This is a genomic window from Kitasatospora sp. NPDC085895 (genome assembly GCF_040702125.1).
GTDB classification, from domain to species: Bacteria; Actinomycetota; Actinomycetes; order Streptomycetales; family Streptomycetaceae; genus Kitasatospora; species Kitasatospora arboriphila.
Map to the genome: position 1 here is coordinate 1 of NZ_JBFBJY010000131.1, position 13,435 is coordinate 13,435.

10 protein-coding genes and 1 pseudogene are annotated in these 13,435 nt (G+C 71.3%); 4 read left to right on the forward strand and 7 right to left on the reverse strand.

What is annotated here, in order from left to right; all coding sequences use genetic code 11:
• Positions 1 to 94: 94 nt before the first annotated feature.
• Complete coding sequence (locus tag AB0442_RS39440) at positions 95 to 994, forward strand: IS3 family transposase (protein WP_366168350.1); 900 nt, start codon at positions 95 to 97, stop codon at positions 992 to 994.
• A gap of 756 nt (positions 995 to 1,750) precedes the next feature.
• On the opposite strand, the gene AB0442_RS39445 is transcribed toward AB0442_RS39440, so the two are convergent.
• Positions 1,751 to 2,731 (reverse strand): zinc-binding dehydrogenase, encoded by a 981-nt coding sequence (locus tag AB0442_RS39445; protein WP_366168341.1) that lies wholly within the window; start codon positions 2,729 to 2,731, stop codon positions 1,751 to 1,753.
• A gap of 84 nt (positions 2,732 to 2,815) precedes the next feature.
• Positions 2,816 to 3,400 carry a helix-turn-helix domain-containing protein gene (locus AB0442_RS39450; protein ID WP_366168342.1) on the reverse strand — a complete coding sequence of 195 codons (585 nt, stop codon included), beginning with the start codon at positions 3,398 to 3,400 and terminating at the stop codon, positions 2,816 to 2,818.
• 124 nt (positions 3,401 to 3,524) lie between these two features.
• On the opposite strand from AB0442_RS39450, the gene AB0442_RS39455 reads away from it, so the two are divergent.
• Positions 3,525 to 3,722 carry a hypothetical protein gene (locus AB0442_RS39455; RefSeq protein WP_366168343.1) on the forward strand — a complete coding sequence of 66 codons (198 nt, stop codon included), beginning with the start codon at positions 3,525 to 3,527 and terminating at the stop codon, positions 3,720 to 3,722.
• Positions 3,723 to 4,106: 384 nt separating this feature from the next.
• Positions 4,107 to 4,664 (forward strand): annotated as a pseudogene (locus tag AB0442_RS39460) (HAD hydrolase-like protein); the annotation flags it as partial.
• Between the two features lie 105 nt (positions 4,665 to 4,769).
• On the opposite strand, the gene AB0442_RS39465 reads toward AB0442_RS39460, so the two are convergent.
• Genes AB0442_RS39465 through AB0442_RS39480 form a run of 4 tightly spaced genes read right to left on the reverse strand, consistent with a single transcriptional unit; the run spans position 4,770 to position 9,860 of the window.
• Positions 4,770 to 6,872, reverse strand: a complete 2,103-nt coding sequence (locus AB0442_RS39465; RefSeq protein ID WP_366168344.1) for an ATP-binding protein — start codon at positions 6,870 to 6,872, stop codon at positions 4,770 to 4,772.
• Complete coding sequence (locus AB0442_RS39470) at positions 6,869 to 8,383, reverse strand: glycosyltransferase (RefSeq protein WP_366168345.1); 1,515 nt, start codon at positions 8,381 to 8,383, stop codon at positions 6,869 to 6,871. The genes AB0442_RS39465 and AB0442_RS39470 overlap by 4 nt, the downstream gene beginning before the upstream one ends.
• Positions 8,380 to 9,489, reverse strand: a complete 1,110-nt coding sequence (locus AB0442_RS39475) for a HEAT repeat domain-containing protein (RefSeq protein WP_366168346.1) — start codon at positions 9,487 to 9,489, stop codon at positions 8,380 to 8,382. Before AB0442_RS39475 ends, AB0442_RS39470 begins: the two co-directional genes overlap by 4 nt.
• Entirely contained in the window at positions 9,486 to 9,860 is a 375-nt protein-coding gene (locus AB0442_RS39480) for a response regulator (RefSeq protein ID WP_366168347.1), read from the reverse strand. The genes AB0442_RS39475 and AB0442_RS39480 overlap by 4 nt, the downstream gene beginning before the upstream one ends.
• 1,520 nt (positions 9,861 to 11,380) lie before the next feature.
• On the opposite strand from AB0442_RS39480, the gene AB0442_RS39485 reads away from it, so the two are divergent.
• A complete protein-coding gene (locus tag AB0442_RS39485) occupies positions 11,381 to 11,695 on the forward strand; it encodes a hypothetical protein (RefSeq protein ID WP_366168348.1) in 315 nt (104 codons plus the stop codon).
• A 555-nt stretch (positions 11,696 to 12,250) separates the two neighbouring features.
• Here AB0442_RS39485 and AB0442_RS39490 read toward each other — a convergent pair.
• Positions 12,251 to 12,724: a hypothetical protein gene (locus tag AB0442_RS39490; protein WP_366168349.1), complete on the reverse strand. Its 474-nt coding sequence runs from the start codon at positions 12,722 to 12,724 to the stop codon at positions 12,251 to 12,253.
• Positions 12,725 to 13,435: the final 711 nt, after the last annotated feature.

Consider the following 13,435-nt stretch of genomic DNA (forward strand, 5'->3'; position numbering starts at 1 on the left):
CGGCCCCATCCTCCTCGCACCCTCGACGCCTTGAAGCGCGTGCTCGAGGACCACGACAACGAGATCAACTCAGGCAGTAAATGAATTACGGCTCCTGAACCGCTGCCAGTTCGTCGCCGACCACCGCGCCTTCTACGGCGTCAAGCGGTTGTGCCAGGTCCTGGGCATCGCCCGGTCGACCTTCTACTACTGGCAGGCGACCGCCTCGGTCCGGACTGCCCGGCTGGCGGCGGACGCCCGAACAACGGCCCGGATACGCGCCGTCCATGCAGCCTCGGACGGGACCTACGGGGTCCCCAGGATCACCGCCGAGCTCCGCGAGCGCGGCGAGGCGATCAACCACAAGAAGGTCGCCCGGCTGATGAAGACCGCGGGTCTCACCGGGCTGCGGCTGCGGCGCCCACGGCGGACCACCGTTGCGGATCCGGCCGCGGCCAAGGTCCCTGACCTGCTCGGCCGCGACTTCACCGCCGAGGAGATCAACACCAAGTACGTCGGAGACATCACCTATCTGCCGGTCGGCGGCGGGAAGTTCTGCTACCTCGCGACCGTGATCGACCTGGCGTCCCGGCGGCTGGCCGGCTGGGCGATCGCCGACCACATGCGCTCCGAGCTGGTTGTCGACGCCCTGGCCGCGGCCGAGCGGACCCGCGGCAGCCTGGCCGGAGCGATCATGCACACCGATCACGGGGCTCAGTACTGCAGCCGGTCCTTCGCCGCTGCCTGCCGCCGGGCCGGCGTGATCCAATCGATGGGGGCCATCGGGTCGAGCACGGACAACGCCGCGGCCGAGAGCTGGAACGCGACCATGAAACGCGAGACGCTCCAGGGTCGAAAGAGCTGGTCAAACGAGCGCGAAGCCCGCCTCGAACTCTTCCGATGGCTCCACCGATACAACACTGTCCGACGCCACACCCGCCTCGGACACCGCAGCCCGAACGCCTACGAACACGCACTCGACCGAGCATCAACTACGCTGGCACAAGCCGCATAACCCCGTGTCCAACATCCGGGGTCAGGGCCCATCCCCTCTACACCGACGAGACCGGCCGCCTCCACGTGGAGATCACCGAACACGGCACCGCCTGCCTCCTCACCCCACGCCGCTCCACCACGGCCCGCTGCACGCCGAGCCCCTGCCCTGACCGCCTCCGGCCCCGGGCGGCGGGCCGGGGATCGGCCGGTGCGCAGCCGAGCTCATCCATCGGCATACGGCCAGAGCCTGCGGCGCGGTACAGGTCGGGGACCGCCGTGCGTCCTGGGGCGGCCCCTGACCTTCCGGCCTCGAGACGACCGCCCGGCAGTGAACAGGGCGGCGCTCGGGCTTCGCGGGAGCCAGAGCAGGATGCCGCGGGGACGGTCCGCCTGAGCGCGCGAGTCTCGCAGCGGCTGCAGTATCCCGCCCGACACCGGCCACGCGCCCGGGCGTGTTCTCGAGCCCGCCCCATCCCCGGTGCCGGTGCCGGTGGTCTGCAGCGTCGACAGGCTGCGCGGCCGTGGGCATGTCCCCCGCCGTCAAACAGGGCGTCCAGAAGAAGGGGAGAGCCCTAGGCCGCCGATCACGTCCACCTCGGCATTCGGTAGGACGTCCTGGGCGGCAGCCCTTTCGGCGCCTCTCTTCTCGGGAACAACCATCCCCGCAACGGTGGGAACGGACCGTGGCGGAATCGAGGTGCCAGACGCGCATCGCGAACGGCAGGCCGGGCGGGCGCCCGCCCGGCCTGCCGGGAATCAGGGCCGGGAATCAGGGTCAGTCGAGGGTGACGACCATCTTTCCCAGGGCGCGGCCGGCCTCCATCACCCGGTGGGCTTCGGCGATCTCGTCGAAGCCGAAGATCCGGGTGGGGCGGGCCCGAAGGTTGCCGGCCTCGACCTGGGCGTAGATCTCGTCCAGCGGGACGTCCGCGAGGGGGAAGGCAGCGGTTCCCAGGACGAAGGCGCTGCCGAAGAAACTGAGTTGGACGCCGCTGGGCAGATCGGCGATCGGGTCGAAGTGCGCCACCGGTTCGAATCCGCCGAGGAAGCCGACCTGGCAGACCCGTCCCCGCGGTCCGACGGCGGCCAGGGAGTCACGCAACACCAGGTTGCCGACGATGTCGAGCAGCGCATCGACGGCGAGCCCCCGGCGTTCGATCTGCCCGGCCAACTGCCCGTCGTCGATGAGGACGTCGGCGGCCCCGAGTTCCTTGAGCAGGGCCGTGTGCGCCGGGTTCCGGGTGGTGGCGAGCACCGCTGCGCCATGGTGGACGGCCAGGTCGACGGCTGCCTGCCCCAGGGAGGAGGTCGCGCCCCGGACCAGAAGCGTCTCCCCGGCCCTGAGCGCGAGGTTGCCGTGCAGGGCGCTGTACGCCGTGGCGTACACCTCGGGCACCGCGGCCAGATCGGCCCAGGGCAGGCCCGAGTTCACGGGCAGCACGTTGGTCGCGGGCACGGTCACCAGTTCCGCGTAGCTGCCGTTGCGGGTCCGTCCCATGCCGCCGAGGATCGCCACCACCCTCGTCCCGACGGGGAGCTCACCCGAGGGGTCGGCCTCGACGAGACCGGCGCACTCGATCCCGGGGACGGCGGCCACCTGGCCCCAGGCACCGCTGCGCATGTACGCCTCGGCGTGGTTGAGGCCGAACGCCTTGACCCTGATGAGGACCTCGCCGGTGGCGGGTACCGGGTCGGGCAGTTCGGTGACCGTGAGCACCTCGGGGCCGCCGTGGGCGGATATGACAATGGCCTTCATGTCCGAACCTCATTCTTGAGCAGTCATTCAACTATTGGGCCGACGAAAGGGCCACCGCGCACGGTGGCCCGAAATGCCGCGCCGTCAGGAGAGCACGGCGAAGGCGTTGTCGACGACGGCCCGAAGGGCCGCCTCGTCGGGATTGGCCTTGCCGACGACCATGAGCCCCTGGCAGGTCGCGACGAGCAGCTTGGCACTGCCGGCCGGATCCAGCGAGTCCCGCACCTCGCCCCGGCGGACGGCATTCTCGAGGGCATGGGTCATGCACCGCTCCAGGCGCGCCAGGTGGCCGCGCACGACAGCCGCCGCCGCGTCGTCCTCCACGGCGTTCTCGATCGCCGTGTTGACCAGGAGGCAGCCCTGGCGCCCTTCGGGGCTGAGCAAGTCGCGCACCAGCCCGTCGAAGTAGCCACGGACCTCCGCCACCGACGCGCCCGGCGCCTCCAGCTCCCCGAGCTTCCGGGGCACGACCAGCTTCGAGTAGCGCTCCAGCGACTTCACGAACAGCGCGCGCTTGCCCCCGGGGAAGGCGCTGTAGATACTGCCGGGCTTCACACCCGTGGCCTTCACCAGATCCTCGATGGAGGTCGCCCGGTAGCCGCGTTCCCAGAACCGCAGCATGGCCTGGTTCAGAACGGCCTCGGGGTCGAACTCGCGCGGTCTGGGCATGGAAGGAATATACATGAGCAACCATTCAAGAACAACGCCCGGTCGGACCGCCCGATCAGCGCCCTCTGGCCGAACCGGCCCGCTCGGCGGCACGACCCGCCTGCCAACAGGGAGCACGAATCGGATGAGCGCCCGTCCTGAACACATGGCTGGGCCGCCCCGGCGCCATCACCCCGAGACCGTCCAACACAGCCCCCTCCGACTCACCCCGGCCGGCCGGCAGTACAGCGGCATCGACGCCCCGGCCCACCTGCTGATGCGCTCCGGCGGCCCCTGGCCCCACCTCGGCGGCCCGCCGTCCCTGCCCCCGTCCGATGGCTGATGACCACCGCGAGCCCGCCCCTGGCACGCCACTGCCATCCGCCCCGGACCGCAGGCGTCCCCGTAAACAGGAGCGGGAACGCAGCACTGGCGCACCGCCGGTGCCGACACCATTGCCAAGATCAATAAGTAGGCCCCCGAGCCGAGCCGTCCCTACAGGCCGAGACGGCACTGGCGGGGTCCGGTTCTCCTGCGGCCAGGCCCGCGTCCCGCTCGACCACGTACCGGCGGGCCCGGGTACCGGGTGGGGCCTGCGCGAGTAGTCGGCCGTCCGGCCTGTGAGTCGACCGGGGAGGCAGATAGGTCGCGCGCCTGGCAAGCAGCGGAGAGGGGGCGAGGCTATGGTCGAGGCATGAGACGGGGCGAGTCGGCACTTCTCGACATCGACTCCGTGCTCACCGCACCGGCCGCGGCCGCTGCCCAACTCTCGGGCTGCCGGTGCCTCCTCCTCAACAGCGGCGACATCCGCGAGGACCCGTCCGGCCTGGAACCGGCGGAACGCGCGGAGGACGCCGAGGTGGTGCTGATCGGTGGAGCCGGCCCCGAGTTCCGGTACGAGGCGCTCAACCAGGCGTTCACCGCGCTCCAGGGGGGAGCGCGGCTCGTCGCGATGCACCGCAACGCCTACTGGCGGACGCAGAAGGGACTGCAGCTTGACAGCGGCGCGTTCGTCGCGGGGCTGGAGTACGCGACCGACGCACGGGCCGAAGTGTTCGGGAAGCCGGCCGAGGCGTTCTTCGCGGGTGCCCTCGCACACCTGGGCGCCGAGGCGGACGAAGCGGTCATCGTCGGCGACGACATCGAGTCCGATGTGCTCGCCGCGCAACGGAACGGCATCACCGGCGTGCTCGTGCGCACCGGCAAGGCCGCGGGCGGGCTGCGGCACACGAGCGGCGAACCCGACCACGTGCTCGATTCGGTGGCCGCCCTGCCCGGCCTGCTGGCACGGCTCCGGCAGCACTATGGCCTTGGGAGGGCCCGCCACGTCCCCGCCCGCCTTCTGCACCGCGCGGCCGTCACCGGGTGTGTCCACTCCTTGATGGCGGCCTCAGCCGGGCGTGTCCGGGAGCAGCGGGAGGTGGGCGATGACGGTGGTGCCCTCGCCTTCGGCCGAGTGGATCTCCAGTCTGCCCTCGTGGTTGGTCACGATGCTCCGCACGATTGCCAGGCCGAGGCCGGTGCCGGGTATGGCGAGCTCGGTGGCGTTGGAGGCACGGAAGAACCGGTGGAAGAGGTCCTTCTGGTCCTTCTCGGGGATGCCGATCCCGGTGTCGCCCACGGTCAGCACGGCCTCGCCGTCCCCGCGGGAGGTGCTGACCGTGACCAGTCCTCCGGGCGGGGTGAACTTGACGGCGTTGGTGAGCAGGTTCATCAGGACGCGGTCCAGCTGGTGGACGTCGCCGAGGACGACCAGGTCGTCCTCGGCGGGCAGCTGGCTCAGGGTCACCGGGACGGCCATCGCCGCCGGGCGGATCGCCTCGACCGAGGAGTTCACCAGCTGGCGCAGGTCGACCGGCAGCCGTTCGGAGGTGAAGGCGCCCGACTCGATCCGCGAGATGGTGAGCAGGTCCTCGATGAGGTTGCGCAGCCGGGCCGAGTTGCGGTCCACCACCTCCACCATGTGTCGTTGGCCGTCGCTGAGCGGGCCGGAGTCGTTCGCCAGCAGTTCGACGTAGCCGACGATGCTGGTCAGCGGGGTGCGGAGCTCGTGCGAGACGGTGGAGAGGAAGTCGTTCTTGGCCTTGTCCAAGGCCTTGAGCCGGTCCACGAGTTCGGTCTCCTGACGGTAGGTCCTGGACTGCCGCACCGCACGGCCGAGTCCTGCCCCGATCGACTCGACGGCCTCGACCTCCATCGGCAGCCAGACATCGCCCGGACGGCAGCGGCAGAGGATGACCGCGCCCATCGCCTCCGTGCCCGATCCGAAGGGGCTCACCAGGAGGGCGACCACGCCCGTCGCGGTCAGCGCGGCGCGGACTTCGGGTGGTGGCCCGACGGTCCCGAAGGAGCCGGGGGCGCCCGGCAGGGCGGCTCCGGAGGCGAGGTACGGCCGGATGTCGTCGACGGACCAGCTCGTGTCCTGCGCGTAGTGTTCCCGGATGATCTCCGCCGGAGCCGGAGGCAGCCGGAGGACCTCCTCCGACGGAAGGATGCCGCGGTCCGTGTTCCAGGCCCGGACGACCGGCACATCGGCCCCGCCGTCGTCGCCCGCCAGCAGCACCAGCACGTGGTCCGCCCGTAGCGCCTCACCCAGGCCTCGTACGGCCTCGTCGAGAATCTGGTCGAGGTCGAGGCCTGACCGGATGCCGATTCCCGCCTGCCGCGCCGCCGCGGCCAGCCGGTCGCGCTCGGCGTCGAGACGCCGCAGCCGGTCGTTCTCGTCGGCGAGCATGTTGACGGCGTGGGCGACGGCCCGGATCTCGGCCGGACCGTGATCCGGCGCCCTGGCGCCGTGGTCGCCCTGCGCCAGCCGGCCGAGCACCGTCCTGATGCCGGCGAGCGGCCGGGTGATGGCCCGCACGGTGTGCAGTACCGCGATCAGGGTCAGCACCGTCGCCAGTACCAGGAGGGCGCAGGTGGCGGCGCCCGTGCTCCACAGGATCAGATCGGCGCGGGCGGACAGCTCGTCGGCCTCGTGGGTGAGACGTCCGTCCATCTCCGCGTTGGTGGCCTCGAAGGCGTCGTACGGGACCTGTGCGGCCGCGGCGAGCGCCGCGGCTCCGGGGCTACCGGGCACTGCCGTCTGCACCTGGTCGGTGATCCGCAGGTAGTCCTGGATCGGCCGCTCCTGAGCCGACAGGTAGGGCCTGGCGCCGGCGGGCGCGTGCGTGAAGGCTTCGGCGAGCGGGCCCTGGAAGTCGTTGCGCGAGCCGAGGAACGCGGCCAGTTGCGCGGGATCGCCGGTCAGCAGGTAGGCGTCCATCCGGCGTGAGCTGTCGGCGAGTTCCCCGCGCAGGCGCAGGTTGGCCTCCTGGGTCGGCACCACCCGGTGCGTCAGGTCGTCGAGCGCCGAGTGCTGGAGCAGCGCGCCGGTCAGGGCGGCGACGCCGGTGAACGCGACGAGTCCGATCAGCAGGCCGAACGAGCGGGCGAGCCGCCGGACGACGGAGCGGTCGCCCTGATCGGATCGAGCAGGCCGGAAGCCGCTCATCGCCGGTCCTCTTCGGCCGGCTCCGCGGCGAAGCCGCGGTGCGTCATGACACCCCAGACCTTCGGTGCGCCGTGGACGGCGTCCCAGATGCCCCGGACCCGCCACCAAGCGGTGAACTGCCGGTACCCGAGGTTCTCGGCCGCCGCTCCCAGCACGGCGGAAGAGACGTCCCGCCAGCGGCTGTAGCGGTGGAAGGCGTACTCCTCGGCCAGAAGTGACAGCAGGCTGACCGCCATCGCGTAGCCGTAGGCGACCAGCAGGAAGCGCCACAGGAATCCCAGGTCGACCGCCCCGATCAGCAGGCCCAGCGGTACCAGGACCAGGCCGGCGAGTTCGACGACCGGTGCGCACAGTTCGAAGAGCACGTAGAAGGGCAGAGCCACCAGTCCGACCCGGCCGTACCGGGGATTGCCGATCATGCCCCGGTGCTTGAGCAGGACCTCGGTGAGACCGCGGTGCCAGCGCCGCCGCTGGCGTCCGAGCACCCGCAGGGTCTCCGGGGCCTCGCTCCACGAGATCGGCTCGCCCACGAAGACGATGCGGTAGTCGCGGCCTGTTTTGCGCAGGTGGTGGTGGAGCCGGACGACCAGCTCGGCGTCCTCGCCGAGGCAGTCCGGATCGAGCCCGCCGACGGCGACCACGGCGTCGCGTCGGAACATCCCGAAGGCGCCGGCGATCACCAGCAGGCCGCCGATCCGTGACCAGCCGGTTCGGCCGAGCAGGAAGGCCCGCATGTACTCCACCGTCTGGATCTTCGCCAGCAGCCGGTGGGGCATGCGGACCCGCACGACACGGCCGGCCACGACGGTGCAGCCGTTGGCGATGCCGATCACACCCCCGGCGGCCACGACCCGCAGCGGGTCGTCGGAGAGGGGCTTGGAGATCGCGAGCAGCGCCTGCGAGTCGAGGATCGAGTCCGCGTCGACCATGCACAGGAGCGGATAGCGGGCCAGATTGACGCCGACGTTGAGGGCGTCGGCCTTGCCGCCGTTGCGCTTGCGGGCCACGATCAGCGGTACCGGGCCGCCCCTGGGCAGGTGGACCGACTCCACGGCGCCGCGCACGGGCACCTCGGTGGAGACGACATGGGGCACCTCGACGAGATCGAAGGCCTCACGGAGCCGGTCCAGGGTGGCGTCGGTGGAACCGTCGTCGACCACGACCACCTCGAACGAGGGATGGCGCAGCAGGAGCAGCGCCTGCACCGCGTCCACGATCCCGCTCTCCTCGTTGTACGCGGGCACGATGAGCGACACCGGAAGCGTGAAGGGGCTGGCGGAGGCATCGTCGTAGCCCGCGAACGGCGTGCGGCGCAGATGCCGGACGAAGTCGCCGGACGCGATGACGACCAGCATGAGATAGGCGGTGTTGATCGCCAGGAAGTACCCGAGGACCAGGACGTTGCTGACGGCGATCACGTCCAGCAGCCCGTCGTGCGCGCCGCTCGCCGTCGATGCGGCCGGGCCGGAAGTCGCCGCGCCGAGGGCGGCCGTCGCGAGTGGCGGCGTCACGGTCCCACCGCCGCACGCCCGGTGGCGGAGCGTGCGCCCTCCTCGCCGATCGCCGCCTCCGCCAGCGCGGCCCGCGCATGAGCGGCTGCGCGCCCGCCGCCGACCCCGTCGGCAGCGCGGCGCAGTTCGTCGCGCCCGGCCGGCCCGACTTGCAGCAGTGCCCGGGCCGCGGTCGAGGCCACACGGTGGACGGGGTCGTCGAGCAGTTCCCCCAGGCGTGGTGCCGCGCGTGATGCCCCCAGACGGCCCAGCGCCCTGGCCGCAACGGCGCGCAGCGGCTCCGGCCGGCCCCGCCGCACCGCGTCCAGCAGCGGCTCCAGACCGGCCGGCGTGCCGAGGGCGCCAAGTGCACGTGCGGCCCGGATTCGCACTTCGACGTGCGGGTCCGCCTTCAGCGCAGCCGCGACCCGGGTGGTCCACACCACTCCTCCGGCGGCTCCGAGGGCCTCGACGGCCACCGCCCGTACCAGCGGCTCGGCGTCGTCGAGACCGGTGGCGACCTGGTCATGCCCGCCGGCCCCGAACGCGGTGAGCGCCTGCAGGACGACCCCGGGCGGTACCGGGTGCGGGCCGTGGAGGCAGTTCAGCAGGTCGGGGACGGCCGCAGGATCCCCGATGTGGCCCAGAGCCCGGGCGGCGACCGTCCGGACCTCGGGGTCGGCGTCCAAGAGCAGGACGCGCAGCTGCGGGGTGGCCGCCCGGTGCCGCAGCAGCCCCAGCACCTCCGCGGCCCGGCCCTTCCGGACCGACCCGCGCCGTCGCAGGTCCGCCATCGCCCGCGCGGCGACTCCCCGCTGCTCGAACAGGCCTACCAGCACGTCCCTGGCCTGGCCGCTCACCTTCGCGAGGATCGTCCGCGCCGTGGGTTCGACGGCCGCCCAGCTCCGGTCGTCGAGCGCGGACAGTGCCCGGAGGCTTCCCGCCGCCTCGTCCCCCTCCGCACAGAGGAGTTCGAGCAGCAGGACCCGGAGCGGTTCGGCCGCGCGCTCCCTGCGGCGTTCCCGCTCCCGTCGGACGGCACGCACGCAGACGAGGAGTACCAGCAGCACCACGGCCGACCCGACCAGTACCTGCAGGCCGCCGTTGACAATGCCACGTCCGGTCATCGGGTCGCCCTGGCCAGGACCGCCTGCACCCGGCTGCTCAGTTCACGCGGGCTGAACGGTTTGACGATGTAGTCGTCGGCACCGGCCGCGAAGCCGGTCTCGATGTCCAACTCCTGTGATCGGGCGGTGAGCAGGATCACCGGCAGGCTCTCCGTCTCCGGCGTGGCCCGCAGTTCCCGGCAGACGTCCAGACCTGACATCCCGGGCATTCTGATGTCGAGGAGGGCGAGATCCACGGTGTGCTCGCGGACGGCCTTGAGCGCGCTCAGACCGTCGTCGACCACGGTGACCTGATGGCCGGACTGCGTGAGCTTGTAGGCCACGAGGTCACGGATGTCGGAGTCGTCGTCGGCCACCAGAATGGATGCCATCGTCCCTCCTCGGAGCGTCCCCGGCGGAGTGAACGCGCCACAGACCTCGTGAGCCGCAGACGTTGTGGCCTGTGATTCGAGCGAACGTTCCGGCCCCGGACGGGCGCTGTCCGGCTCTCGTCCCGCCACTTCCGGCACGGGGAGACAGGCGGTCTCAGGTTCATGCTAGGAGCGGCCCGTGGGGCGTGCGACACGACACGGTGGGGCGGTTGACGCCGGGGAGTGGCCGGGGCCGCCGGGGCCGTGCGCCGGCCGTGCCGCGAACCTCTGCATCGTTGACGCTCTGCTACCGCTACGGGCTCTGTCACTCCTACGCTCTGTTGCGCCGTCCGGCGACGAGGACGGCAGCAGGGTGGGGGTAGGGGGATCGGACGCTTCATCACCCGTCACGGACGGTGCGCGGCCACGGGCCGTCAAGTTCCCGGACGACGGCTGCCGCGGTCCGCAGGGCGACGCACGGCCACGGGCCGGGCCGAACCGGGAGGGCCGGCCCGGCCGGGAGTCGGCATGACACTGCGTCACGACGGCCTGTTTGCCGGCGGCTGTCCGTAGCGGTGCGGCGACTACCATGTGTATGCGCATTGATTCCGTGAACTGGATGCACTGAGAACGTATTTGTGTCGAAAAATCCGACCCCGAGGAGCCTCGAAGGCGGAGCCCGAGGGGTCCCCGCTCTCCCTGCCGAAGCGGCTTCCTCCGCTTACCGACTCCCTGGTACCGGGTCCCGCACGGGTCTCGGTATGCGTTCTCCGCGCAGCGGCGTCCCCTACATCCATGTCGCCGGTCTCACCTGGCTCCAGAAGGCGATCTCCGTCGCCTACCCGCTCGGGGACATCCTCGTGCCGGCCATGCTGCTGCGCCTGCTCGCCCCCCGCGGCGGCAAGAGCCCGTCACTGGTGCTGCTCACCGTGGGTACGGTCGGTCTGCTCACCTCCGACGTCCTGTACGTCCTCATCCTGCTGCACGGGATCTGGCACCGGAACGGCGATGGAGCCGGGTGGGGCGGTGTTCTACGGAGCCTGGGGTGCCACCTCCATCCACCCCTCCATGGTGACGCTGACCCAACCCGTCCGGTGGCGCGCCGACACCGCGCGCGGCCGCCTGGGCCTGCTCACGCTCGCCTCGCTGATCGCGCCGGTCATGCTCCTGCTGGAGGCCGCACGCGGAGTGACCACGAACGTCGGCGGGATCGGAGCCTTCCCGGCCGTCCTCTTCGCGCTGGTGCTCTACCGGCTGGCGGGCGTCGCGGCGACCCACCGGCAGGCCGTGGGCCGGGAGCGTGTCCTGCGCATCGCCGTGGCCTCGCCGGGTCCGCGACCGACGTCCGGGACACGGCCGCCACGGTCCACACCGTCGTCGCCTCGCTGCTACCGGACGACCCGAGCCACAGCGCGCTGCTCGCCATCAGGGACGGCGACGTCCTGTGGTCGATCCGCACCGACGACGGGGCGTGCCGCGCGTCGTCCCCGGAGACCGCCCGGGTCGTGCAGGACCTGACGCAAAGCGGCGAGGCCCGTCCGGTGAGCCGTACCGGCCTGCAGCAGGACCTCGCCGCGGAACTCGGCGAGGCGCACAGCGCCGTGGTCTGCCCGCTTGCCCTGCCGGACCGCCCGGAGGACCAGACCGCGCCGGACGGCTCCGCGAACCCCGGCACCGGGACGCTGATCGTGGCCGGGGACGAGCGGAACCTCATTGTCCTTCAGGACTCGCTGGTCACGCCGGCGGCCCAGGCCGCCCTCGCCATCGAACGGATCGCCCTCAGCGAAGAGGTCGACCGGCGCAAGAGCGAGGCCTGCTCCCGGACCTGGTGCAGAACGCATCCGACGTCGTCCTGATCCTCGACGACGAGTGGTCCATCTCCCCAAATTTATCGCGCGTACGTGGGACCACGGGACAGGCCGGTTCGGAGGTTGCGGCGGCCACACGCGAGGCCGTGTGCACGCTGGCCGGGCGCATGCGGGTGGAAGGCGGTTGCCGGGAGGAAGATCGGACACTGGACGTGCACGGTCACCGTGCGCAGCGGGCAGGCGGAACAGGGACCCGGGCACGAGGGGCCGGGCATCCGGCCCCCACAGGAGTCGAGCCTCCCACCGGGCACGGGATTTTCGATCAGGGCGAGCGGAGCAAAGAAGTGCAGCCTTCCGGAGCACAAGCGCCCAAATCGATCACCCGCCCGGATCTGACGCCGGGGTACCTGGAACCGGAGCTTCGGGGACCCCGTCGCCGCCCGGCAGGACGGTGAGCACGACCACACTCGGAATGAGCGCCCCTCACCCCTGCAGGGGCGCACGAGGCAAGGCGGGGCCCGGCTTGTTCGAGGCCGTGTCTCACGGTCCCACGTCGCTCGACGCACACTGGTGTCGCCATGGCGATGGGGTCGGTTCGTGCGGTCATGGGGTGAGCGCGGCGGAGATCCCGGCAAGGCGGTTCCGTCGGAGGACGAAGGGGTTGGCGAGGTCGCGGTGGGAGTAGCGGCCGCCGTTGACGCGTACCCCGTCCTGGGTGGTCCGCCGGTGGGCAGGTCCGGGTTGCCCCTGCTGTTCCAGGAGGAGGAGCGCGAGGTGGTCGGGATCCTCGACGGCCGTACGGGCGCGTAGCGAGGCGGCCGGGCGGGGAGCGGCGGCGGGCGGGCTGTTGTCGCCCATGGCGGGCAGCAGGAGCAACAGGCCGGCGTGCGCATCGAGGATGTCGGCGTCAAGCGTGCCGGCGCCGGGCGGAAGGTCGGCGGCGACGGCGAGCTCGGGCCAGGACGGGGCGGGTCCCGTGAAGTGACCGTCGTCCTGGGCGAGGAGTTCGGCGGTGGTGAACGGGCCGCCCTCGTAGCCGGGCAACCAGGACGGGGCAGGGTCTGCGGTGTCGGTCACGCAGGCCATCATCACGCCCTGCACCGACAGGGCCGGGGGACGGTCCCCCGAGTATGGGAGCAGCGACAGCAGCAGGTGTCTTCTCACGGGAGGGGCAGCGGATCAGAGATCAGACCTTACACAGTCCTGCTCGCCGAAATCGGCCGGTGCCGGAACCCCGGGGACTCGTTCAGGACGCTTCTTCCCGGGATGTCCGGGCGGCCGCAACGCTCCCGATCGCCGGCCAACGCCTATCTGCCACAGGGGAGTTCACCTCACACGTTCTCCCGGCAGGCGACCCGCGCCACGGCCTGGACCGCCGGAATTCCAGCGAGCACTTGCTGGGGAAATTGGTGATCGAGTTATCAACGTCGCTCGCCGGTCGGCCAGTTGCCCTCCAGCCGGGCGTGGTGTCACTGAACGCGCTTGATCCGTAGGCAATCCAAGGAATCTCCTCCCCCCGCCCGGGGTAACTTTTTCACCCGCCGCGGTGAAACACCGGGGACATCGAATCGGAAAGGCCTGGGAGCACCGCACGATGAAGGCCCAGATGACCCTACTGCCCCGGGCTCTCTCTTTCGGATCTTCTCGGGCGCCCACCGCCGCGCGCCCGGCAAGTTCCGGAAGAGAGGGCCCGGCCTCACCAATTCACCGTGGTGACCAGGCTTAGTGACGGAGCATGAGATAGGCGTAGGAGGGTGCCTCGACCTGTGATGATTCAGCTTCTCAAGG

What these genes read in the sequence shown, in the direction of transcription:
- AB0442_RS39450 (WP_366168342.1), bottom strand. Translation starts at nt 3,400, where the DNA reads ATGCCCAGACCGCGCGAGTTCGACCCCGAGGCCGTTCTGAACCAGGCC.
- AB0442_RS39445 (WP_366168341.1), bottom strand. Translation starts at nt 2,731, where the DNA reads ATGAAGGCCATTGTCATATCCGCCCACGGCGGCCCCGAGGTGCTCACG.
- AB0442_RS39455 (WP_366168343.1), top strand. Translation starts at nt 3,525, where the DNA reads ATGAGCGCCCGTCCTGAACACATGGCTGGGCCGCCCCGGCGCCATCAC.
- AB0442_RS39465 (WP_366168344.1), bottom strand. Translation starts at nt 6,872, where the DNA reads ATGAGCGGCTTCCGGCCTGCTCGATCCGATCAGGGCGACCGCTCCGTC.
- AB0442_RS39475 (WP_366168346.1), bottom strand. Translation starts at nt 9,489, where the DNA reads ATGACCGGACGTGGCATTGTCAACGGCGGCCTGCAGGTACTGGTCGGG.
- AB0442_RS39480 (WP_366168347.1), bottom strand. Translation starts at nt 9,860, where the DNA reads ATGGCATCCATTCTGGTGGCCGACGACGACTCCGACATCCGTGACCTC.